This window comes from Chloroflexota bacterium (assembly GCA_009840625.1).
GTDB lineage: Bacteria > Chloroflexota > UBA11872 > UBA11872 > VXNJ01 > VXNJ01.
Genome location: VXNJ01000001.1, coordinates 525,288 through 548,067 on the forward strand (window position 1 = coordinate 525,288; position 22,780 = coordinate 548,067).

Annotated in this window: 18 protein-coding genes and 1 tRNA gene; 5 read left to right on the forward strand and 14 right to left on the reverse strand. The window is 64.3% G+C overall.

What is annotated here, in order from left to right:
• The first annotated feature begins 2 nt into the window (after positions 1-2).
• Complete coding sequence (locus F4X41_02360) at positions 3-2,234, forward strand: HAMP domain-containing protein (protein ID MYB15866.1); 2,232 nt, start codon at positions 3-5, stop codon at positions 2,232-2,234.
• Here the strand turns inward: F4X41_02360 and F4X41_02365 are convergent.
• Positions 2,231-3,193, reverse strand: a complete 963-nt coding sequence (locus tag F4X41_02365; protein ID MYB15867.1) for an aldo/keto reductase — start codon at positions 3,191-3,193, stop codon at positions 2,231-2,233. The two genes, F4X41_02360 and F4X41_02365, sit on opposite strands and share 4 nt — an antisense overlap.
• Before the next feature lie 135 nt (positions 3,194-3,328).
• Positions 3,329-4,291, reverse strand: a complete 963-nt coding sequence (locus F4X41_02370) for an aldo/keto reductase (GenBank protein MYB15868.1) — start codon at positions 4,289-4,291, stop codon at positions 3,329-3,331.
• A gap of 139 nt (positions 4,292-4,430) precedes the next feature.
• On the opposite strand from F4X41_02370, the gene F4X41_02375 reads away from it, so the two are divergent.
• Entirely contained in the window at positions 4,431-5,678 is a 1,248-nt protein-coding gene (locus F4X41_02375) for a Gfo/Idh/MocA family oxidoreductase (protein ID MYB15869.1), read from the forward strand.
• 25 nt (positions 5,679-5,703) lie between these two features.
• Here the strand turns inward: F4X41_02375 and F4X41_02380 are convergent, their stop codons facing one another.
• The gene (locus tag F4X41_02380) at positions 5,704-7,335 is read right to left on the reverse strand and encodes an amidase (protein MYB15870.1); all 1,632 of its coding nucleotides are present in this window, start codon (positions 7,333-7,335) and stop codon (positions 5,704-5,706) included.
• Between F4X41_02380 and F4X41_02385 the strand changes: the two genes are divergently transcribed.
• Entirely contained in the window at positions 7,169-8,056 is an 888-nt protein-coding gene (locus tag F4X41_02385; GenBank protein ID MYB15871.1) for a phytanoyl-CoA dioxygenase family protein, read from the forward strand. The genes F4X41_02380 and F4X41_02385 overlap by 167 nt on opposite strands.
• A gap of 164 nt (positions 8,057-8,220) precedes the next feature.
• On the opposite strand, the gene F4X41_02390 is transcribed toward F4X41_02385, so the two are convergent.
• The 4 genes from F4X41_02390 to mqnE are packed head-to-tail and all read right to left on the reverse strand — an operon-like array spanning position 8,221 to position 12,032.
• On the reverse strand, positions 8,221-9,075 hold the full coding sequence (locus F4X41_02390; GenBank protein ID MYB15872.1) for an ABC transporter substrate-binding protein: 855 nt from the start codon (positions 9,073-9,075) through the stop codon (positions 8,221-8,223).
• On the reverse strand, positions 9,075-10,184 hold the full coding sequence (gene mqnC, locus F4X41_02395) for a dehypoxanthine futalosine cyclase (protein ID MYB15873.1): 1,110 nt from the start codon (positions 10,182-10,184) through the stop codon (positions 9,075-9,077). Before mqnC ends, F4X41_02390 begins: the two co-directional genes overlap by 1 nt.
• Positions 10,181-11,077 carry a menaquinone biosynthesis protein gene (locus F4X41_02400; GenBank protein ID MYB15874.1) on the reverse strand — a complete coding sequence of 299 codons (897 nt, stop codon included), beginning with the start codon at positions 11,075-11,077 and terminating at the stop codon, positions 10,181-10,183. Before F4X41_02400 ends, mqnC begins: the two co-directional genes overlap by 4 nt.
• Positions 10,956-12,032, reverse strand: a complete 1,077-nt coding sequence (gene mqnE / locus F4X41_02405) for an aminofutalosine synthase MqnE (protein ID MYB15875.1) — start codon at positions 12,030-12,032, stop codon at positions 10,956-10,958. Before mqnE ends, F4X41_02400 begins: the two co-directional genes overlap by 122 nt.
• 328 nt (positions 12,033-12,360) lie before the next feature.
• On the opposite strand from mqnE, the gene F4X41_02410 reads away from it, so the two are divergent.
• A tRNA-Thr gene (locus F4X41_02410) sits at positions 12,361-12,433 on the forward strand.
• Between the two features lie 8 nt (positions 12,434-12,441).
• Here the strand turns inward: F4X41_02410 and F4X41_02415 are convergent.
• The 7 genes from F4X41_02415 to F4X41_02445 all read right to left on the reverse strand — a co-directional run bounded on the left by F4X41_02415 (position 12,442) and on the right by F4X41_02445 (position 21,755).
• Positions 12,442-13,617, reverse strand: a complete 1,176-nt coding sequence (locus F4X41_02415) for a thiolase family protein (GenBank protein ID MYB15876.1) — start codon at positions 13,615-13,617, stop codon at positions 12,442-12,444.
• Positions 13,610-15,559, reverse strand: a complete 1,950-nt coding sequence (locus tag F4X41_02420) for an acetoacetate--CoA ligase (GenBank protein ID MYB15877.1) — start codon at positions 15,557-15,559, stop codon at positions 13,610-13,612. Before F4X41_02420 ends, F4X41_02415 begins: the two co-directional genes overlap by 8 nt.
• A 47-nt stretch (positions 15,560-15,606) precedes the next feature.
• Positions 15,607-16,515, reverse strand: coding sequence for a hypothetical protein (locus tag F4X41_02425; protein MYB15878.1), 909 nt, complete (start codon positions 16,513-16,515; stop codon positions 15,607-15,609).
• A 154-nt stretch (positions 16,516-16,669) separates the two neighbouring features.
• Complete coding sequence (locus F4X41_02430; protein ID MYB15879.1) at positions 16,670-17,317, reverse strand: GPP34 family phosphoprotein; 648 nt, start codon at positions 17,315-17,317, stop codon at positions 16,670-16,672.
• Positions 17,318-17,440: 123 nt separating this feature from the next.
• On the reverse strand, positions 17,441-19,171 hold the full coding sequence (locus tag F4X41_02435) for a hydantoinase B/oxoprolinase family protein (protein MYB15880.1): 1,731 nt from the start codon (positions 19,169-19,171) through the stop codon (positions 17,441-17,443).
• Complete coding sequence (locus F4X41_02440; GenBank protein MYB15881.1) at positions 19,172-21,292, reverse strand: hydantoinase/oxoprolinase family protein; 2,121 nt, start codon at positions 21,290-21,292, stop codon at positions 19,172-19,174.
• A gap of 25 nt (positions 21,293-21,317) precedes the next feature.
• Entirely contained in the window at positions 21,318-21,755 is a 438-nt protein-coding gene (locus tag F4X41_02445) for a hypothetical protein (protein ID MYB15882.1), read from the reverse strand.
• A 123-nt stretch (positions 21,756-21,878) separates the two neighbouring features.
• Here F4X41_02445 and F4X41_02450 point away from each other — a divergent pair, with 123 nt between their 5' ends.
• Positions 21,879-22,718, forward strand: coding sequence for a sulfurtransferase (locus tag F4X41_02450; protein ID MYB15883.1), 840 nt, complete (start codon positions 21,879-21,881; stop codon positions 22,716-22,718).
• Positions 22,719-22,780: the final 62 nt, after the last annotated feature.

Here is a 22,780-nt window from a genome sequence, read left to right on the forward strand (position 1 = left end):
CGATGGCACTGACCGGAAACCGATGGGCGCGGGCGGCGGGTGATGCCATCCGCGCCGACTGGGATTGGCTCTTGGCCAACCTCCCGGCGCTGCCGCGCCGCATCGCGACCCAGATGTATCTGGGCATCGGCGGTGCCTTGGTCATGACGCTGCTGGCGGGCACCGTGGCCCTGATTTCTTTCGAAGTCGTTGGCCGATTCCAGACTCAGATCACCGAGAACGCGGTGCCGGAGTTGACGGCGGCCTTTGACCTGGCTCGAATCTCCGGAAATCTGGTGGCGGTGGGGCCCCGGCTGGCATCGGCGGATTCCCCAGAACAATTCGACCTGGCCGCCGAGGAGGCCGCCTCGGTGCGCGCCGAACTGGACGCCGTCCTGGCGGGGTTCGCCGGTCAGGGTGAGGACGTGGCCCAGATACGCCAATTGAGCGCCGCCATTTCTCAAGACATAGCCCAGCTTGAAGATGATCAGCGCCAGATTCTGGAGCTGAACGCCCGGGCGGCCCTCATCAGCGATCAGATCGCGCTGCTGCGCGATGACTTGGCCGGGCTGCTGGGTCCGGCTATCGACGACCAGCTCTTCTTCCTGGCGACCGGCATCCGCGATGACCCAGCCTTGTCGGCCGGGCCCGGCACCCAGATCGGGGACTACCTGACCTCTGAGGAGCTGAACGTTTACCGCCGCCTGACTGATCTTCAGGCCGATGCCAATATCGCGGTGCAGGTGTTGGCGTCGGCGTTCATCCTCGACCAGGCAGCGGCGGTTGAGCCCCTGCGGGAGCGATTCGAAGCGGCCGCCGAACGAATGCAGCTGGGTCTCGCCGGGCTGGCCGGTCACCCGATCCAGGGATTGCTCGCACCGGCATTCGGCCAGCTGCAGGGACTGGCGCTGACGGAAGCGGGCGGGTTCGACACCATGGAGAACAAGCTGCGCATCACCCAGCAGCAGGCCGATACGATGAGTCACAGTCAGGCGAGCGCGGGAATCCTCGGCCTGCACGTGGACAACCTCGTGCGCGCCGCATCCGGCGATGCCGCCAGCGCCAGCATGGATGCTTCGAATTCAATTCAAGTCGGCCGCCTGTTCCTATTCGCCATTACCGCCCTGGCGGTCGCCGGCGGATTGCTTATCGCCTGGCTTTACGTTGGCCGCGTCATAACCGCCCGCATAGACCAGCTCGCGGTCTGGATGCGACGGTTGGCCGGGGGCGATCTGGAGGCCCGCGAAGTGGTGGCCGGGAACGACGAAATCGCCGAACTGGGTGAGACGCTGGAGGTTTTCCGTCGCCACGCCCTCGAAGTACAGCGCCTGAACCTGGTCGAGGAACTGGCCCAGCAACTGCAGGAGAACAACAAGGAGCTCGAGGCCGCGGTGGCCGAACTGCGGCGCGCTCAAGGACAGATCGTGGCCCAGGAGAAACTCGCCGCCCTGGGCGAACTCACCGCCGCAGTCGCCCACGAAATCCGCAATCCGCTCAATTTCATCAAGAACTTTTCCGAGGCCTCGGAAGAGCTGCTCGAGGAACTCGGAGACGTGGCCGATCCCGAAAGCGGCGAGATTGACGAGGAGGGGCGCGAGATCATCGTCGAAGTCGCAACCGACCTGGAAGACAACCTGGAGCGGATCCGCAACCACTGCCAGCGCGCCGAAAACATCGTGACCAACATGCTGCGCATGGGCCGCGGATCGGGAGAGCTGCAGGCCACCGACATAAACCACCTGATTTCCCTGCACGCTAAGCTGGCGTTTCAGGGAGCCCGGTCCAAAGACCCCGACCTGCAGGCCGACCTTGCCTACGAGCTAGATCCGGACGTCGGCCAGGTGATGGTGATCCCGCAGGACATGGGAAGGGTGATCCTGAACCTCGTGTCCAACGCCTGCTACGCGGTCGACGAGCGCTGGCGCGGCACCATCGCCGGGCCCGCCCCTAGCAATGGCGGCGAAAGCGGTCCACGAATCCGGCTCATGTCGGCCAAAGATCCCGAAAACGTCGAGATCAGGGTTCGCGACAACGGTTCCGGCATCCCGGCCGACGTCGTGGACAAGATCTTCAATCCGTTTTTTACGACCAAGCCGACCGATCAGGGAACGGGTCTGGGGCTTTCAATCTCCAACGACATCGTCGTCAGGCGCGGCGGGACGATGAGCGTGGAATCCGAACCGGGCCAGTTCACCGAGTTCACTATCCGGTTCCCGGTCGAACCACCGCTGGCCGGTGCCGTCGAAGCTAGCTAACCGGGACGATACACACGACTTGCTTCGGGATTGTCGAAATTCCGAGGAACCTGGGCAACTTCGGTCCAAAACCGATCAGGAATCGGGAATTCTGCCCAGGCCACAGTTTGCCCGATGCGGTCCGGATGGGAGCACCCGCAGATCGTGGCGGCCACGCGCGCGTTGCGCAGCGAGTACTGTAACGCGGCGGCCCCCAGTGGCACCTGGAATTCGTGGCAGATCCGCTCGATCCGGCGTACCGGCGCCAGTTGTCGCGACGTAGCCGGCATATACGTAAGCCTCGGAAACGCATCGGTCCCCTTGGCGAGGATGCCGCCCATATAAGGCGCGGCGTTAAGAACGACCATCCCGCGTTCGATTGCCTGATCGATCAAGGATTCGGCATTGCCGTTGAGGATCGAGCATCGGTTATGCGTGATCAAGAAGTCAAAGTCCCAAGTACCGACCAGCGGCGCCATTACCATCACGTCACCGGCGGCCAGCCCTACGTAGTCGCAGAGACCTTCTTCGCGGATCTTGAATAGCTCATCCAGCGCACCTCCCGATCGGGTAACCTCCCCGACGTCGGCGGCATATTCAGGGTCGTGCAGGTGCAGGATTTCCACCTTGTCGACGCCAAGTACGGCAAGGCTTTCCTCAATCGACCGCCGCGCCTGGCCGGCGTCAAAACGGCCGGTTTCCATGTCGCGATCGAGTTTGGTGGATATGACCAGATCGGCCGGTTTGCCGCCGCGCTCGCGGATGACATCGCCGACGCGTTGCTCGGACCGTCCGAATCCGTAGTTTCGCGACGTATCGAGGAAGTTGATCGGCCCGTCGAATATGGCCCGCACCGTGGACCGGGCTCGCTCCGCGTCGACTTCATACGTGTACGAGTCGGGCATATTGCCCAGCACGCCGGTGCCGATGCACACTGGGGTGACTGAGAGTTCGGTGGTTCCTAGACGGGTCTTTCGCACAAATCCGCTCCAGGTAAGAAGCACATCCCAGTCACACGATCCCGAACCGGTGCGGACTCAAATTGAATTGACGCAGTTGGAGCCGGGTCGCTGGGTACCGGATTACGATCATTCGGCGATCGCCGATTTGAAGGATCAACCCGGCTTGTATTCGCGGTCGGCTTCAGGGTCGCCGAACCCGCGTGGTATCTGCGCGATCGCGTTCCAGAATCCTTCCGGAACCGGGTGCTCAAACCAGGCAATAGTCTGCTCGATCCGTTCCGGGCGCGAGCAGCCGCAGATGGTCGCGCTCACCCGTGGATCGCGCTGCGAATACTGCAGCGCGGCAGCGCCCAGCGGCACCTGGTATTCCCGGCAGATCTGCTCGAGTTCGCGCACCGGATCGAGCTGTTTCCGGGACGCCGGCATGTAGGTCATGCGCGGGTACGCCTCACTGCCCTTGGCCAGGACGCCACCCATGTAGGGAGCGGCGTTTAGGACGACAATCCCGCGCTCGATCGCCAGGTCGAACAGCGGCTCGGCGTTGCCGTTGATGATTGAGAACCGGTTGTGCGAGATCAAGAAGTCAAAGTCCCACGTCTCAACCAGCGGCGTCATTACGGTCACGTCACCGGCGGCCAGGCCGACGTAGTCGCACAGGCCTTCGCTGCGCATCTTGAATAACTCGTCCAGAGCGCCCCCCGACCGGGTCACTTCGTCAATGTCGGCGGCGTATTCGGGATCGTGCAGGTGCAGGATCTCCACTCGATCGACGCCAAGGGCCGACAGGCTCTCTTCCAGGGAACGGCGCGCCTGGGCGGCGTCGAACCGCCCGCTGTCCATGTCGCGATCGAGCTTGGTGGAAATGACCAGATCGGCGGGTTTGCCGCCCCGCTCGCGAATAACGTCACCGATCCGCGCCTCGGACTGTCCCATGCCGTAATTTCGCGAGACGTCCAGGAAATTTAGCGGACCGTCGAAGATTGCCCGCACGGTTGACCAGGCTCGTTCCTCGCCGACCGCGTAGGTGTAAGTGTCCGGCATATTGCCAAGCGCGCTGGTTCCGATGCAGATTGGCGTCACCAGCAAGTCGGTGGCACCCAGACGGACTTTTTCCATCAACAAATCCCTTTGGCGTTCGTTCGTGTACTGGCCCCGGCCATTATTGCTATTGGGGCCCGCATCCACAGATGAGCGCCGAGCGTAATTTGGCGGCGGACCCATACCAGTTCGGGTCAGCGCCGGAGGGTGGCAGAACATGCGGATCGGGATCATCGGTTGCGGGCGAGTCCTGCCTGCCCATCTGGCTGGGATATCCCAGGTGATCGAAGCCGGCGTCTGTGAGGCCACGATCACGGCTCTGTGTTCCGGTCACATCAAAAACGCGCTGATGTTTCGTTCTCCCGAAGACGGGATTGAGCCCCGAAAACCGCCGGTCAGCGATCCCGCGAATCCGATGTCGACGCCGCACATCTACGTTTCCGAACTGCAATCGGAAAGACCGGAGGTGTTCGACGACTATCGGGCAATGCTCGATGCCGACCTGGTCGACGCGGTACTGATATTGACCCAGGTATCGCAGCACCATGGGATGGCCCGGGACTGCTTCAGCGCCGGGGTGCACGCGTTGGTCGAAAAACCGATGGCGATAACCACCCACGCCGCCCAGACGATGATCGACTCGGCTGCCGCCCACGATTGCGTCCTGGCGGTGGCGGAAATGGTTCGCCACATCGAACTGCACCGCGCCCAGCACTGGGTCGTGGAAAGCGGCCGTATCGGATCCATCCAGTTCGTGGTCCACCGCGAGATGGGTGTGCCCGGTAGACCGCCCCACTTCGGGTCCGGGAACCTATGGCGGCACCAGCTCAACCGGGTCGGATCGAATACCGCCCTCGACCTGGGGGTCCATCGCCTGCACATGATCGAATACGTTGCCGGCCGGATTGAAGCGGTAAGCGGGATGGCCGGCACTCTCGAGGAGATCAAAACCGCCCCCGACGCCCACGCCGACTACGCCGAGGTCCGGGACGAATCGGATGACTTTTGCATTTCGCAGTTGCGGCTGGCCGGTGGCGGTTTCGGCCAGGTCCTGATCGCCCGCGGGCTGCACGGCCGACCGCTCGATCAGCCGCACGTTACCGCCTATTACGGCAGTTCGGGATCGATCGTCGGTCGCAACATCGTCGACGATCGCGGCAATTCGGCCGACGTTGTCGACCTGCTCTGGCGGGACGCCGAACGGGCCGTCCTTGGTGGGTGGTTTCCGGAGGGAATCAAGCACGAATTCGGTCTTCAGTTCGCCGATTTCCTGGCCGCTATTAACAGCGGCGGAAGCGTCGCACCCGAATGCGACGGCCGGCAGGGCCTGCGCGATCTGGCGCTCGCCTACGCCCAGCTCGAATCCAGCTCGCTCAAGCGCGAGATTACGCCCGAAGAGGTGGTCGATCGCCGCGCCTACGCCTGGCAGGGGCCGATCGATGCATCACTTGGCCTGGACGGATAACCGCACCGGCTACCAACGCACCGGATCAGGCGACCAGCGGCGGACGTTCTTCGGCAAACGGCAGGATTTTTTCCAGCAGGCGCGAGTACGAGAGCACCATCTGGTCGGCAAAGCGCGGTCCCACGACCTGCAGGCCTACCGGCAGGTTGCCGGCGGCGAACCCCGCCGGACAACTGGCAGCCGGGTATCCGGTCAGGTTGAAGGTATAGGTGTGGGCTGCCCAGGAAAGCGGTTCCAGGCCATCAGCGTCGGCGGGAGCGTCCGTACCGACCTTCAGCGGCAGTACCGCCACCGTCGGCAGCAGCAGGACATCAAATCGCTCGAACAATTCCCGCCCCCGTGCCACCATTTCGCGGCGCCGGGCGCCGGCGGCGATCACCTTTTCGCGCGAGAGCGAAAGTCCGTGTTCGACCATTGCGACGTAGGTCGGTTCTAACAGAGCGCGGTCGCGTTCCAGGTCGGCGCCGCTGCGCAGGGCGTAGTTCGTGCTGAACAGCGCCATAAAGTCCTCGCTCGGATCATCCCAGATGGCTCCGACTTCCTCGATCCGGCAACCTGCGTCGGAAAGCCGGTCGACGGCCGACCGGCAAACCGCGGCGACTTCCGGGTCGACCTGGGCAAAACCCAGCTCTGGCGCGTATGCGATGCGCGTGCGGGGCGGATCCAGCTCGTCGATCCCGGCCAGGTAATCCGGAACCGGCCCGGGCAGCGAAATGTTGTCGCGTTCGTCCGGACCGGCCAGGACGTTAAGGGTCAGGGCCGCATCGGCCACCGTTCTGGTCATCGGCCCGCCGTGCGAGAGCTGGTCGGAATTTCCGATGGTCGGATACATTGGCACCCGCCCCAGCGACGGTTTGAGCCCATAGATTCCGGAGAAGGAACTCGGAATCCGGATAGATCCTCCGCCGTCGGTCCCAATCGCCACCGGCGCCATGCCGCCGGCGACCGCGACCGCCGATCCGCCGGATGAACCGCCGGGAGTGTGGGCCGGGTTCCAGGGGTTGCGGGTGATGCCGTGCAGGTAACTGTGGGTTACCCCCATGTGTCCATACGCCGGCATGATCGTCTTGCCCAGAAGCACCGCGCCGGCGGCGCGCAACCGCTCCCAGATGATCGAATCTTCTGCGGCGATGCTGCCGGCGTTGGCCAGCGAGCCGTACGGTGCCGGCAGGCCCTTCACCAGTGTGTGGTCTTTAAGCACCACCGGCACGCCGCAGAGCGGACCGGCCCGGCCGGCGTCAATCTGGACCTGGGCCTGCCTGGCCTGCTCAAGGGCGTCTTCACAGACTAGGTAGAAAGCATTCAATCCCGGGTTGAAGCGCTCAATTCGATCCAGTAGCGCGCGGGCGACCTCGACCGCGCCGAGGCGGCGCTCGGAGTAGGCGCGCACCAGTTCGCGGGCCGAAGTGAATCCGATCGCCGCTGAATCGGGATTTGCGTCGCTGGGCATTGCGCGGGCACAATCTAGCGGGGCTGGACTCGCCGTGATTATGCGAAGCGCCCGCAATCTCAAATGGCAACAGGCGATCAAGATGCTGGTTACATCCGAACAACGCGAAGCATTCGAGCGCGACGGGTATTTCGTCACCGACAAGCTTTTCACCGACGAATTGCTCGATTCGACCGCAGACGATTTTGAGCGCCTGCGCAATATCATGGACGCCGAGCGGGCCGAGGACGGTGGCGACTCGATCAACATCGTCGGTCGCAACTTCATCTGGGACATGCACGACAAGAGTTCCGCCGCACGCCAGCTGGCGGTCGGCGAGACGATGTCGCAGCTGGCAATGGAGCTGATCGGGGACGACGTCCGGCTCTACTGGGACCAGGCAGTCACCAAGGCCCCGCGAACCGGCGGCAAATTCGACTGGCACCAGGATTCGGGCTACTACCCGATCGTTCCGGAGGAATACCTGACCATCTGGCTGCCGCTGCACGACGTCAACGAGCACAACGGTACCCTCGCAGTCATGCCGGGGTCGCACCGGTGGGGCCTGCAAGAACACAAAAAGGCCGAGGATTCGCCCGATCTGGTGGGCTACGACGGCGACGACCCGGGCGTGACGATCGACGTGGCCAAAGGACATGCGATCGCAATGTCATCGATGTGCCTGCACCGCTCCGGCCCCAACCAGTCGGACCAGGCCCGGCTGGCGTACGTAATCCAGTTCTGCCCGTCATTTGCCATCGATCCCAACACCGGGGGTCCGCGGGGGGCCTGGATCGAAGTGGCCCGGGGCGGCGAAGTGGTTTGCGATCAACTGCCGGAAGGCGAACTCGGCGAGTTGGGAGTCGGGAACTCGACCAAGCAACAAGTTACCGGAATCAACGCCCGCAAGTCTGGAAAGAAGCCCCGCCCGCTGGGAGGGCGCGTCTAAAGGCCATTGTCTGGCGGCGGCGCAATGCGCTACCGCCAGAACAAAAACCAGGGGCTTGCGGACCTTCAGTGGAGCGGGCGACGCTCGAGGACGCTAATCCGCCGCCTCCGACTTCCAAGTCCCGGTGAAATTGCCGGGCTAGGTCAAGATCTCGCCGGAATCGTTTATCCCGGAAAAAGCACGTCCACCGGCGGAGCAGCCGGAATTATCTCGGCCGCGGCCGCCCGCCGGTAAAGCTCGGCAAGCGCCGCGACGCCGTCGTCTCCCATGTCGTAGGTGAGATCGTTCACGTACATCTTGGCGAACTTCTCGCCGCGCTCGGCGTCGATCCCGCGGCCGAACTGCAGCGCGTAATCAACCGCGGCGGCATTATTGGCAAACGCCGCCCGGATGCTGCCTTGCAGCGCGTCGAGCAGTTGCAGGCGCAGGTCCGACGGCAACGACCGCTTGACGCAGTCGAGCCCCAGCGGCAACGGCAGGCCGGTTTCTTCAAACCAGACCTGACCCAGATCGCAGATCTTGTAGAGCCCGGCGTCAACGTAGGTGAGCTGCCCCTCGTGGATCACGACCGCCGCGGCAAGTTCGCCGTCGGCAACCGGCTCCATAACCTGATCGAACGGCAGCTGCACCGCCTCAACCGTAGGAAGGAACATCTTCGAGAGCATGAAAGCAGTGGTGTGCGGCCCCGGCATGGCCACCCGCTTCCCGGCCAGATCGGGCAGCGCGCAAGGCTCGCGGCTCACTACCAGCGGGCCGTAACCGAGCCCCATCGAGGCGCCGCAACAGAGGATCTGGTAGTCGGCGGCCACGTCCGGATAGACGGCCGCCGAAATCGCGGTCATATCCAATTCGGCCCGCAGGGCACGTTCGTTAAGACTCTGGATGTCTTCGAGCACCTCGCGGTGCCGGTACCTGGCACCATCGCCGATCCCGACCAGGTCGTGGGTGATCGCATAGAACATGAAAGCATCGTCGGCGTCCGGACTGTGCCCGATCGTCAGTTCGCCAATCCCGGCCATCAGACCGCCACCGGATCTGCGATCTGTTCAAGCACCCGGTATTTCGTATCGCGCCGTGCCGGTTTGAAACCGGCTTCGCGGATCATGAGCTGAACTTCGGCCTCGGTCGTCCGGTTGTAATGACCGGCCTCGTTCATCACGTTCTCGTCGAACAGCGTGCCGCCGAAATCGTCGGCCCCGAAGTGCAGGGCGATCTGGCCGGTCTTCTTGCCTTCGGAAAACCAGCTGGCGTCGATGTGATCGAAATTGTCCAGGTACAGCCGCGCCAGCGCCAGGATCCGCAAGTACTTGTTGGGCCCGGCCCGCTTGCGGCCCAGGCGGCGACCCAGCGGCGTGTCGCCGGGAGAGAAGCTCCAGGGGACGAATGCGTGGAAGTAGCCCGGCCCGGGTTCATCCTGAAGGTCCCGGATCCGGTCCAGGTGCTCGACGATGTCGGCGTCGGTCTCCACGTGCCCGTACATCATCGTCGCCGTCCCGGTGAATCCGACCCCGTGGGCCGCGCGCAGGATCTTTATCCATTCGTCGGCATCCATCTTCAGCGGCGAGATCTTGTGCCGCACCCGGTTGGTCAGGACCTCGGCGCCACCACCGGGCAAAGTCCTCTGACCGGCTTCCCAGAGAGCCTCGAAAATCGCGGAGTAGGACTCTCCGCTGACCTGGGCCATTTTGAAAATCTCCGGGGCCGACCAGAAATGGGGCGTCACCTGTGGATGGGCGGCGAGGACGGCGCGTACCAAGTCGGTGTAATAGGTCAGCGGCAGGTTCGGGTGAAGGCCGCCCTGCATGAGCACGGTCGTGCATCCCATTTCGGCGGCCCGCCCGACCTGCTCGACGATCTCGTCGGCGGTGTAGGTGTAAGCGCCCTGCTCGGCGCCGGACCCCGGGGGCCGATAAAACGCGCAGAACGAGCAGTAGGCGTCGCAGATGTTGGTGTAGTTGAGGTTCGTGTCGACTACGTAAGTGACCACCGGATCGGGGTGCCGCGCAAAGCGGGCCTCTGCGGCCAGCTGGCCCAGCTCCAGCAGGTCGGCGCGCTCCAAAAGATAGAGACCGTCGGCGCTATCCAGCCGTTCGTTGGCGACGAGTTTGGCGCGGATGGCATCGATCATCGGGAGACGCTCCGGGTTCGCACGCGGGCGTCCAATTCGAAGAACTGCTCCAGGCCGACCCGCTCGCGTTCGCCGAGACGGTAGCTGAATTTGGCCAGGTAGGATTCGATCTGCTCCTCCGTCATGCCCAGCCCCGGGCGGCGGTCCGCGATCTCCGAGACATCGGCGCCGTTGCGGGCCAGGTTGACCGAAAAATAGTCGGCCAGCTCCTCCAGGGCCGATTCGGATGCGCGGGGGCCGGCCAGCCACAGCGCGTACACGAATGGCGACCCGGAGAACTCGTACCAGGCCGCTCCCAGGTCGATCAAGTGTGGGAATTCGGCCGCCTGCTCGCTGAGGGCCTGGTCGCCGATCACCAGCTGGGCGTCGTTTTCGGGACCCAAGGGGTCGAATAGCAGGCCTTGGCCCAAGCCCCAGTACTCGTACAGGAGGACCTTCAGCAGCCGCAGCGAGGTCGCGGTCTCGGAAGTTACGCCGATGCGGGTACCGGGACTGAATTCTGAAGGCGGAATCCGCGAGCGGAGCAGCACCGAACTGACCGGACCGGCGGCCGCGATCGTGAAGTTGCCGACCTGGGCAAACAGGTCGGGATGGTCGGCCAGGGCCACCGAGGGAAGCGGGGCGGCGTCGATCGTGCCGGCGGCTGCCAGGTCGTACATCTGGCGCGGCGGCAGCGAGACCGCGGCCGAGCGGATGGTGTCGCTGGCAAAAAACGGTTCGGTGTTCAGATATGCGATCCGGCCCAGCCGCAGCCGTTGCAGCTCGGAGCTCTCAGGCAAAGACTTCCACCTCGCGGTAGAGGGCGTTGCGCGCCACCGGAATCTTGCCGGCGTCGCGCACCATCTGGGCCATCGCTTCCCGTTCGAGTCCCAGGGGACTCTCCGCCAGGGCAGCGTGGGCTATGCGCTCCTTGCCGATCGTGCCGTCGAGGTCGTCGGCGCCGAAATTGAGGCCGATCGCGGCGGTTTCGGCCCCGGTCATGATCCAATAGGACTTGATGTGCGGGACGTTGTCCAGCATCAGGCGCGACACCGCCAGCATCTTCAGGTCATCGATTGCGGTGGCGCCGCGGTCAACCAGGCGGGTGGTCCCCAGCTGGTATTCGAGCGGAATGAAAGCCAGGAATCCACCGGTCACGTCCTGTCCCTCGCGCAGGACGACCAGATGGTCGATCCGTTCCTCCAGCGTTTCTATGTGCCCGTATAGCAGCGTCGCATTCGAGCGCAGGCCGCGGCGGTGGGCCATGTGGTGGATGTCCATCCAGCGGTGACGGCCGATCTTGCCGCGGAACAGGAGTTTGCGTACGCGGTCGGAGAACACTTCCGCTCCGCCGCCGGGCATCGACTGTAATCCGGCATCGATCAATCGGTCGAATACCTCGTCCTCGCTGAGCTTGAAACGCTTGCAGAAGTAATCGATCTCGGCCGCCGTGAACGCCTTGATCTGCACGTTGGGGCGCTCGCGGCGGACCGTGCGCAGGAGCTCCTCGTACCACTCGAACGGCAGCGTGTGGTGATGCCCGCCGACCAGGTGCATTTCCTCCATCTCGGGGTGGATGGTTTCCAGGATTTCCTCGTAGGACATCTCGTAGGCGTGGTCGTCGCCGGGCTTGGCGGCGAAGTCGCAGAATTTGCACGAAAGCACGCAGATGTTGGTCGGGTTCACCTGCACGTTCAGGACAAAGTAGACCTTGTCTCCCGAGACTCGCCGCTTGGCGAAATCGGCCATTCGTCCCAGCCCCAGGATGTCGGAGGTCTCAAGCAGCGCCAGACCGTCCGCCTTGGGTAATCGCTCGCCGGCGACGACTCTCTCCCAGATCGGCGCCAGGGCCGGGTCGCTGAATTTCAGATCGGGTACCGGTGTCGGAAGGCGTTCCGGAAGGTCGAAGACCAGATCCGATGAGCTCAATTCTGCTCCCTCCGTGGGCTGGGAAGGCAACCGCGGCCGCGTTGCTCGCTCGTGCGGTCGAATCCCGTCCTGTCGTGGGTCCTTGGCAATTTTTTCGCGCCGGCGCCCGTAACCGGCAGTTTGCGGCGGCGCAATCCGGGCCCGATTCAATTATCGTTGCCTAGCATGCCGCGATCCCCGTAGCGCTCGTCGTCCAAAGCCTGCCGGGGCGGAACCGGAATCGGCCGGTTGACGGCAGGCCGGATACTTGAACCGAAGGATCCAACCGGCCGGGATAGCTCAGCTGGCAGAGCAGCTGTTTTGTAAACAGCAGGTCGTGGGTTCGAGTCCCACTCCCGGCTCCGCGCCGCTAGGCGGCGCCAACCTCCACCAGAGCCGCCTTGCCCATCCCGCCGCCGACGCAGAGGGCCGCCACCCCGCGGCCGCCGCCGCGCCGCACCAGTTCGTGGACCAGACTGATCAGGATCCGGGCGCCGGTGGCTCCCAGCGGGTGGCCCAGGGCGACCGCGCCCCCATTTACATTGACCCGTTCCTGCGAGATCCCAAGATCTGCCAGCACCGCCAGAACCTGCCCGGCGAAAGCCTCGTTGATTTCGAGCAGGTCGATTTCGCCCAGCGACTGGCCATGCTCTCGCAGGAGTTTTCGAATCGCCGGGGCCGGGGCGATGCCCATCCGCCGCGGGTCGACTCCGACGGTCGTAAACCCCTGCAGGCGGGCCAGCGTGGTCAGGCCCAACTGGTGCGCAAATCCGCGTTCGGCAACCAAAACAAGCGCTGCGCCGTCGGCGAGTCCCGATGCGTTGCCGGCGGTTACTGAACCATTAGGCGCAAATACCGGACGCAGCCGGGCCAGTCCTTGGAGGTCACTGTCGCGAGGCAGTTCGTCAACCTCGAGTCCAGCCGCCTCCGGGTTGTCGGCGCTGCGCAGCGGCAGGATTTCTTCGGCCAATTTGGCGGCCGCCGCCCGGTAACGCTGTTGGCTCTGCAGCGCGTAGGCGTCCTGGAGTTCCCGCGACAGACCGTATTCGAAATTGATTTCCTCGGCGGTCTCGCCCATGTGAATGTGTTCAAGCGCGCAGGTCAGTCCGTCGACCAGGATCAGGTCCTCGACTTCGGCCGGCCCGTATTGGCGACCGCGGCGCAGGCGCCGCAACAGGTGCGGCGCGGTCGACATCGAATCCACCCCGCCGGCCAGGACCAGCCGGGCGCGCCCGGACTCTACCTGCACGGCCGCCAGTTCGATCGCGGTCAATCCGCTGGCGCAGACCTGGTTCACGGTCAGCGCCGGGCGATCGGCAGGGACCCCGGCGCCGATCGCAACCTGACGCGCCACGTTCATTCCCTGTCCCCCCTGGAGAACGCAGCCCAGGATCGTTTCGTCGATATCTTTGGGGTCGATCGAGAATCTGCGCCAGAACTCCACCGCCAGGGCCCCGCCCAGTGCGCCGGCCGAGAGCTTGCCCAGGCCCCCGCCCAATCGACCGATGGGGCTGCGCGCGGCAGCGGCCAGGACCGCCTCAGGCATTTGCGATTTCCCGGGCTATTTGCTCGAAATCGGCCAGGCATTCCGGGTTGGCCAGGGCCGCGACGTTGCCCGGCCGCCGTCCCGCCAGAACGTCTCGCACCGTCAACTCTGCTTTCTTGCCGTTGCGGGTGACCGGAATGCCGGAGACTCGCCGGATCAGCGAGGGTGCGTGGCGCGGGCTGGCCGCGTCCACGATCGCGTTGCGAACCCGCGCGCGCCAGTCGTCGTCGGGCTCGGTCCGGCAGACCAGGAAGAGGCCGATTCTCTCCACTCCGCCGTCGACGTACGCGGCCGCGATGGCTTCGTCGATCCACTCGATCTCCTCCAGCGGCCGGTAGATCTCGGCCGTTCCGATGCGCACGCCCTGCGGATTGAGGGTCGCGTCCGAGCGTCCGTAGATGACGCAGCTGCCGTCGGAGCCGAACTGGATGAAGTCGCCGTGCCGCCAGACTCCGTCGAAATGATCGAAGTAGGCGGCCCGGTAGCGGCTGCCGTCGGGATCATCCCAGAAAGCCACCGGCATCGAGGGAAACGGCCGCCGGCAGACGAGCTCGCCGCGCTGGCCCACGACCTCGCGGCCCTGTTCGTCGAAAGCCGCGACGTCCATCCCCAGCCCGGGACCCTGGATCTGGCCGGCCCGCACCGGACGGGTGGGATTCGAGAGCACGAAGCAGGAGATTATGTCGGTTCCGCCGGAGATCGAGCCCATCAAGAGGTCGGATCCTACGTTCTCGTAAACCCAGCGGAATCCGTCCGGGGAGAGCGGTGATCCGGTCGAAAGAACCGCGCGTACTCCGCCCAGACCGTAACGCCGACGCGGGGCGACGCCACGGCTGCGGCAGGCCTCGATGAATGCGGCGCTGGTGCCAAACACGGTCACGCCGAGATCGGCCGCCAACTCCCACATGGCCCACATGTCGGGGTGGCCGAAGCTTCCCTCGTAGAGGACCAGGGTGGAACCCTCGGCCAACGCGCTCACCAGCCAGTGCCACATCATCCAGCTGCAGGTCGTCCCGTAGAAAACCACGTCCGATGCCCGCAGGTCGCAATGCAGCAGGTGCTCCTTGCGGTGCTGCAGCAGGGTCCCGCCGGCACCGTGGACGATTCCCTTGGGGGCACCGGTAGTACCCGACGAATAAAGGATGTAGCAGGGATGATCGAACGGCAGTTGCGCGTACATCGGCGCCGCCCCGGCTCCCTCGGCAAGAAAACCCTGCCAGTCGCCGTCCCCGCCGCTCGAATCGGATTCCGGTTGGTAGGGGACCTGGATGACTTCATCCACGGAATCGATTCCGGCCAACGCCGCGGCCGCCCCGCGGCAGTCAAACTGGCGCCCGCCGTAGGAGTAACAGTCCGAGGCGAACACCAGGCGGGGCCGGACCTGGCCCAATCGTGCGACCGCGCCATCCGAACCGAAATCGGGTGAGCAGGCCGTCCACACCGCTCCGATTGATATCGCCGCCAGGGCGGCGATGACGGTTTCCGGACTGTTGGTCATGTAACCGGCCACACGGTCGCCGGGACCGATCCCGCGGCGGCGCATCGCCGCCGCCGCGGCCGCAACGTCTAATTCCAGCTGCCGGTAACTGAGGCTCCGCTGCTGCCCGGACTCGTCGCGGTAGATGATCGCAATCTTTTCGTCACGGCGTGACAGGAGGTTTTGAGCCAGGTTCAGGCGGGCGCCCTGGAACCATTCGGTGCCTGGCATCTGATCTGGACCCTTGATCCTGGCCGGCGGCGTGGAAAAATCAACGCCGGCGAACTCGGCCAGTTGACCCCAGAATTCGTCCCGTCGGTTGACCGACCAATCATGCAGTTGACGGTGACCGGAGAGATCACGACCGGTGCTCACGCAGGCCCGGATTCGGAACCGCTCAAGGTTGGATGCGGCGACCTGGGCGGGCGATGGCTGCCAGAGCACCTCGGCTCGATCCTGGACCATCTGGGGATTCCGGGTCGCGGCCGGCGCCCGCTTGCGGGTCGTCGGCGTCAGTGGGCCAGCGCGGGCTCGGGCAGGTCGAACAGTTCGCGCGCCTGTTGGATGAAGTCGATGCCGACATCATCGGAAAACGCATCGATGATCCGCTGGGTTACCGGTCCCGGAATTCCTTCCGAGATCCGGTGATCGTCGACGGTCCGGATCGGCATGATGGCAAACGACGTCGAGCAGAAAAACGCCTCGTCAGCGGTGTACACGTCGTACGGATCGAGATTCGTTTCAACGAACGGAATCTCGAGCGCCTGGGCCAGGTCGATGATCGCTCCCCGGGTCACTCCGCGCAGGATGTTGCGCGGCTCCGGCGAGACGAGCGTTCCGTCGCGCACCAGCATGACGTTGCAGCTTGTGCCCTCGGAAATGTGCCCGTCGTCGTCGACCAGGATCGCCATCGATCCGGGTTTTATCCGCGCCGCCTGGACCTCGGCCATGCGGTAGTGCATCCGCGAGCGATTCTTGACTTTGGGATCGATCAGCTTCGACGGAACCGTCCGTTGCGGGGTGATCACCGCGTCCATCCCGATCGACTGGTGAATCCACTGATCGGGCTTGAATAGCGAAATCGGCCAGACGTTGATAGTGACCGTAGGTCGGCTGGATTGCGGGGCCATGTCCTGGTACTGGGTCTGGATTCCGGGACTGCAGTTGTGCCAAATCCCGAAATCGTCCCCATCGGCCAGGGTGTGCATGTTTCGTTCAAGCAGCTCCATGGTCAGGTCGTACATTTCATCCATGGTGAGGCCGCAGTCGATGTCGGCGACCTGCATCGAGTTGTAGAGGCGCTGCAGGTGATGCACCAGCCGGAAAGGCTTGCGGTTGTAGGTGCGCGTGAATTCAAAGACCATCTGGCCGTAGAGCACCCCCAGATCGAACACCGAGACGCTCGATTTCGTCTCGGGCACCCATTCACCGTTCAGATACGCGACTCTCTGCGAATCTCCCACCGGCCGCTCCCGCTCTGCTTGCCTTGTTGTCACGCCATCAGGCGCCACCCACGGGCCCTGATATGGGTCGATTCTATTTGGGGGCAGCCCCAAACCCCGCGGGCGGCCCGGCCTACTGCATGTGCTGCATCGAGGCCGCAATCGAGATTTCGATATCGCGAATCGCCTGGGTCATGGTCTGTCCGATCAGATCCAGCCGACGCACCTGCTCGATGCGCGGCGCGGCCGCATCCAGTTCACGCCGGGAGAGCAGTTCGCTCAAGATACCGCATGCATCGGCCAGGCAGATGATCACAACGTCGCGGGGGGCTGGAATCTGGTCGCTGAACAACACCTCCAGGATGCGGAGTTTCACCTCGCGTTCGACGGTACCGTCAACCGACGGGTAACGGCGCGAACGAAACACCCAGAGGATCCGGTCGTCCTCGACCTCGAGGATTCCCTGGCTGACCAGGCGGCTCAGCGCCTCCTCGCGTATTTCATCGGCCTGGGCGGCAACCTGGTCGACCCAGAAACGGATTTCGTGCTCATCGCCGGCGGCGATTGCCGCCAAGGTCGGGTCCAGCAGACTGTCGCCGACCGGGGTCGAATCGATGACCGAAAGGTTCTGCAGGTCGGTGTCGATCCGGTTCTCCATGGCCAGGTCCATCAATACCGCCCCGGCCAGCGCATAGCGAATCGACCAGTTGGGCACGTTAACGAACCGACCGTCGTCATCGTGCAGGAGCAGCAGGACGATCTCCTCGGCGAATTTGAGCATGCGTTTGTTCCAGTTCTCGCGCGATTCAAAGCCCTCGCGCGGACGGCGAGAGGGTCAACTCCTTATATATTGACCGCCGGGGGCTCCGGCGACGCGAATTCGCAGATTGCCCCGGCCGGTCGCTTAGGGTCCTCGGGTGCTCCGCAGGAGCTCTGTAGCCTCGACATCGACCGACCAATCCTCAGGCCGAACGACGACCCCGTAATCGCGCCGGGCGGCGGCCGGGTCCAAGTACCCTTGCCGCACATCCCCGGCAACTTTTGCGGCCGGTCGGTCCAGGGGGTCCCCATAACCGCCGCCGCCCGGAGTTTCCAGGCGGAGGCGATCGCCCGGCCGCATAGCTACGTCCTCATCCTTGGTGATGTGAGTCGGCCGATAATCTCGGCCTTCCAGGACGAAAGTGTGCCGGGCGCGCTGGCCGGGTCCGCCGCCCAAGATTCCAAACGGAGCGAAGCGTCCCCTTTCCCCCAGCATCGAACCGACGGCCGTCCCGCGCAGGAGCTCGAATTCGAATATGACCCCCAAGCCACCACGAAGCCGGCCGGCTCCGGCCGATCCCTCGCGCAGCGCGTAACGCCGGAAAATGACCGGGTATCTGGATTCGAAGATTTCCAGCGCCTGGGTCCGGGCCAAGGCGATCGTCGGATTGCCGTTGTTGAGGCCGTCGGTGAGGTAGTTCCCCCCGTATCCGCCGCCGATGAACGAGTAAAAAACATAGGGTCCGTGCTCCGGGTCCTCTCCGCCGACCGAGACGTTGGTGACCGTGCCCATGGGCGCCGCATAGCAACGATCTGGAATCGCCTGGCTGAATGCGCCGAGTACGACGTCGATGATTCGCTGGCACACCTCGGAGGCACAACCGGCGACCGGGCGCGGCGGCTGGGCATTGAGAAAGGTCGACTCCGGCAAGTCGAAGGTGAACGGCACAAAGCAACCCGCATTTATCGGGACATCCGGGAACAGGTGCTTGACGGCGATGTAGGCTCCGGAAATCGATGTGCTCAATACGCTGTTGAGCGGTCCCCTGCACGGCGGGCTGCTCCGGGAGAAATCGAAATGAACAGCACTGCCGGAAACGGTCATTCGGAGATCGATCTTAAGTGGTTGCCAGACGATTCCGTCACTGTCCAGATGGTCGATAAACGCGTACGTGCCGTCGGGAACCGTCTCGATGTGCGATCGCATCAGCCGCTCCGATCGATTCCGCAGCTCCGCGATGCCGGCAAACAGGGTTTCCCGACCGTAGCGGTCCAGCAGTTCGACCAGGCGGTCGCCGCCGACATCGAGCGCGGCAATCTTGGCGATGATGTCGCCCTGGCGCTCGGATGCAACTCGCACGTTCCGCAAGATGATCTCGAGCACGTCGCGGTTTAACCGACCCCGGTCCATGAGCTTGACCGGAGGTAGGCGCAGCCCTTCCTGGTAGACCTCGGTTGCCCTGGTCGAGAACCCGCCCGGGACCCGTCCACCGATATCCGGCCAGTGGCCGCTGGTGGCAACAAACGCGGTAAGCCGGTCCCGGTAGAAGACCGGCTTGACCATCTTCACATCCATCAGATGGGTGCCGCCCAGATAGGGATCGTTGACGATGTACACGTCCCCGGGAGCGAATTCATCGACCCATTCAATTACCGAGCGGACGGTGAATTCCATTACGTAGATGAAATTCGGCAGCCCGCGCGGTCCCTGGACTATGATCTCGCCGCTGTCGGGGTGGTAGATTCCGCTGGCCCGATCCCAGCCGTCCGAGATCACCGGGGAGAAGGCCATGCGCTCGAGCGTGGTGTCCATCTCGTCGGCAATTTGCTCAAGGCTCCCCTGCAGGACCGCCAGGGTGATCGGATCGACCGTCATTCAGGTTTTCCCCACCAGCAGGTTCCCGCCCTCGGTGACGGTGGCTTCAAACCCTGGCTCGAGCCAGGTGGTAGCGTCCGGTTGTTCGGCTATCAACGGGCCTTCGATGCGCGCTCCCCAGGGAAGCTTGGCGCGCTCGTAGGTCGGGCAGTCGATTATTTTTCCATCGGCGTATACCGGACGCGTTCCCTTGTAGGCGTCCTTCAGCTCGGTATCCGGCTTTTCTAGGTAATCGCTAAGCGAAAGGCCGGGACGGATGCCTATTACCGCCGTGCGCAGGCTGAGCAGCCGGATTGGAATCTCCTCCAGCAGTCGGCCCAACCCTTCAAAGTAGGCCTCCGATTGCCGGTAGCGCCGCCGGTAGGCGCGACGAAAACTCTCCGCCATGCCGACCCGGCTTAACCGGCCGGCCGGCAACCGTGCCCGCACCACGTGGGTCTGCCCCTGGTATGCGAACTCGGCTTCGCGTATGACCTCGACCCCCGTCAATGGCAATGGTTCCTGGCGGAGCATTTCGCGGCCGCGCTTCTCTTGCCCAGCCAAAAGTCTCGCGGCTTCGCCCAGGTCCAGATCCTCCAGCCGGACATTGAGCATTGTCACCAGATCATGGCGGCGGTCGGCTATTGCGCATCCCCAGGCCGAGACGATTCCGGGCGCGCTCGGAATCAGAGCCCTTTCGGCGCCAAGCTCGGTAAGCAATGCGCTTACCAGCAGCGGACCGGCGCCGCCGGACGCGAACAGGGCAAAGTCGCGCGGATCGTGGCCGCGGTCAACCGTTGCGCGCCGCAGGATTCCCGCGATCCGGTTCGTGGCCACCGTGACTATCGCCTGCGCGGCGGCCGCCGCAGGCAGTCCGAGGGGTTCTCCGATTTGCTCGGCGATCGCCGTCTCGGCCCGGTGCACGTCCAGCTCAAGGCCCGCGCTGGCGGCTATCGGGTAAGTGGGATTGATCCTGCCGAGCACGAGTTGGGCGTCGGTGAACGTTGGCCGTATTCCGCCCCGCCCGTACCCGACTGGACCGGGGTCGGCACCGGCGCTCTCGGGGCCCACCCGCAGGATCCCGCCGGCGTCGACGGCGGCAATACTGCCGCCGCCGGCCGCGACCGAATCAATGTCGACCATGGAAGCCATGATCGGGATTCCGAATTCCAGTTCGATTCCACTCTTGGTCTGCGGATTCCCGTCAATCACCAGCGCGACGTCCAGGCTGGTGCCTCCCATGTCGTAGGAAATCAGATTCGACTCGCCGCACTGCTTGGCCAGGCTGGCGGCCGCGATCACGCCGGCAGCCGGGCCCGAGAGGACCGTCTGGACCGGAAATTTTTTCGCTGCGCTGGCAGATATCATGCCGCCGTTGGATTGGACGATGAAGAGCTCGCCGGGGGCGCCGCGTCGGCGCAGGCGAGTCTGCAAGCCAGCCAGGTAGCGTGAAATGGTTGGCTGCACGTAGGCATTGACGACTGCGGTGCTGGTGCGCTCAAACTCCCTCAGCACCGGCAGGACTTCGGCCGATGCGGAAACGTGCAGCTTCGGCCAGCGATCTTCCAAGATCGATTTGGCCTCGAGTTCATGGGCCGGGTTGACGTACGAGTTCAGGAACGCGACAACGACGGCCTCTACGCCCTGTTCCACCAGCCATTCGCCCGCGGCGACGACATCGTCCTCAGAGAGCCGGTCGACGACCGCCCCGTCGAACCCGATTCGCTCGGTCACTTCAAGACGCAGATCACGTGGGATCAAGGGTTCGAAACTGCCGGTGAGGCCATAAAGATGCGGACGATCGCGGCGTCGCAATTCGAGGATGTCCCGGAACCCGCGGGTGGCGATCAATCCGCAGCGGCTGCCCTTGCGCTCCAATATGGCGTTGGTGGCAACGGTGGTTCCGTGCGTGACCAGTGCGATCTCGGCCCAGGGAACCGCCAGCGAGTGGAGGGCCGCAATCAGCCCGCGCGACTGGTCGGCGGTGGTCGGCACCTTGGCGACCCGCAGCCGGCGCTGGCGCTCGTCGAATGTCAAGACGTCGGTAAAAGTGCCCCCGATGTCCACTCCCACCAGGGTCCCGCCCGATAGCGTGTCGGGATCCGGGGAATCGGCTGGATCAGATGGTCCGGGTTCGGTCAACGGCGTTCAACCAGCTAAATGTCTTTCAAGCCCCTGTATAGCGTGGGGCGGGTGGCGGAACCGGCGCCAAGCCCAGGTCCTGGCCGGCGGCGATCGCATCCGCGACCCGGTCAAGAACGGCCTCCAACCCATCCCGCAGCCGGGCAAACAGCTCCCGGGCGCTCGATTCCTCGTCCGGGTCCGCTTTCGCGGGGAGCAGGAGTTCGAAACCACCGGCCAGGGCGCAGCCGCGGACGAAGAACTTGCAGCGCGGTCGCGGTGCAAACCCGAGCAGCATCAGGGCGTGCCCCTCCTTGAAGGCGCGCCGGCCGAACCGCCGATCTGGTTCGGGACGGACATAGATCGCGAATCGATGCGGGGCGGGTCCTTCGGACCGCGCCAGGACCGCGTCATGGCGACCGATCCGATCGCGCACCAGGATTTGAAAGCCGTCCCCGGCCTGTGGCCGCGTGTCGATAACCATGGTCCGATTCCAAGCACTAATCTGGGCGTTGATTGGTATTTCCCACCAAATTGACTATATTGGTAAAGATTGCCGCGACCGGCGGCTCGCTTGATGCTCACGGCATTCCTCAAAGGAACCACCATGGCCGAATACGCAAATCCATCCGCGCTGGTCTCCGCCGACTGGGTCGAACAGCATGGCGCCGACAGCAACGTGCGTCTCGTCGAAGTCGATGTTGACACGACCGCCTACGAGAGCGGCCACATCACGGGGGCGGTCGGCTGGAATTGGCAGACCCAGCTTTCCGACAACATCCGCCGCGACATCGTCAACCAGGACGACTGGGAGGAGCTGCTCTCGGCCTCCGGCATTGCCAACGACACCCGCGTGGTTCTGTACGGCGACAACAACAACTGGTTCGCGGCCTTCGCCTACTGGCAGTTCCGGCTTTACGGTCACGAAGACGTGCACCTGCTCAACGGCGGGCGGGTCAAGTGGGAGCTGGACGGGCGAGCGCTCAGCACCGACCCGGTCTCCTACCCCCGCAGCAGCTACCGCGCCCGCGCCCGCGACGAGTCGCTGCGCGCCTACCAGCCCCAGGTCTTGGACGCGCTCTCGCGCGACGTGGTCTTGATCGACGTGCGCGCGCCGGAGGAGTACCGGGGCGAGATCATGGCCCCGCCGGGTCTTCCGGAAACTGCTCAGCGAATGGGTCGCATCCCCGGAGCTGCCAACGTTCCGTGGGCGACGGCCGTCAACAGCGACGGCACTTTCAAGTCGGCCGATGAGCTCAACGAAATCTACGGCTCCAAGGGCGTGTCGCCGGGCCAGGAAACGATCGCCTACTGCCGGATCGGCGAGCGCTCCTCGCACACCTGGTTCGTCCTGAAGGAGCTGATCGGGGTCTCCGACGTTCGCAATTACGACGGGTCATGGACCGAGTGGGGCAGCATGATCGGCACGCCCGTCGACGTCGGCTAGTACTCCGTCGCGCCGCCGTTCGAATACATTGCGCCGCCGGCAATAGCCGGCCATCGCCGGCG

Excerpts from the sequence above, each read along its gene's own strand:
- F4X41_02360 (MYB15866.1), top strand. The coding sequence starts at position 3 with ATGGCACTGACCGGAAACCGATGGGCGCGGGCGGCGGGTGATGCCATC.
- F4X41_02370 (MYB15868.1), bottom strand. The coding sequence starts at position 4,291 with ATGGAAAAAGTCCGTCTGGGTGCCACCGACTTGCTGGTGACGCCAATC.
- F4X41_02375 (MYB15869.1), top strand. The coding sequence starts at position 4,431 with ATGCGGATCGGGATCATCGGTTGCGGGCGAGTCCTGCCTGCCCATCTG.
- F4X41_02385 (MYB15871.1), top strand. The coding sequence starts at position 7,169 with ATGCGAAGCGCCCGCAATCTCAAATGGCAACAGGCGATCAAGATGCTG.
- F4X41_02380 (MYB15870.1), bottom strand. The coding sequence starts at position 7,335 with ATGATATTGCGCAGGCGCTCAAAATCGTCTGCGGTCGAATCGAGCAAT.
- F4X41_02390 (MYB15872.1), bottom strand. The coding sequence starts at position 9,075 with ATGGCCGGGATTGGCGAACTGACGATCGGGCACAGTCCGGACGCCGAC.
- mqnC (MYB15873.1), bottom strand. The coding sequence starts at position 10,184 with ATGATCGATGCCATCCGCGCCAAACTCGTCGCCAACGAACGGCTGGAT.
- F4X41_02415 (MYB15876.1), bottom strand. The coding sequence starts at position 13,617 with ATGCCTGAGGCGGTCCTGGCCGCTGCCGCGCGCAGCCCCATCGGTCGA.
- F4X41_02420 (MYB15877.1), bottom strand. The coding sequence starts at position 15,559 with ATGGTCCAGGATCGAGCCGAGGTGCTCTGGCAGCCATCGCCCGCCCAG.
- F4X41_02430 (MYB15879.1), bottom strand. The coding sequence starts at position 17,317 with ATGCTCAAATTCGCCGAGGAGATCGTCCTGCTGCTCCTGCACGATGAC.
- F4X41_02435 (MYB15880.1), bottom strand. The coding sequence starts at position 19,171 with ATGACGGTCGATCCGATCACCCTGGCGGTCCTGCAGGGGAGCCTTGAG.
- F4X41_02445 (MYB15882.1), bottom strand. The coding sequence starts at position 21,755 with ATGGTTATCGACACGCGGCCACAGGCCGGGGACGGCTTTCAAATCCTG.
- F4X41_02450 (MYB15883.1), top strand. The coding sequence starts at position 21,879 with ATGGCCGAATACGCAAATCCATCCGCGCTGGTCTCCGCCGACTGGGTC.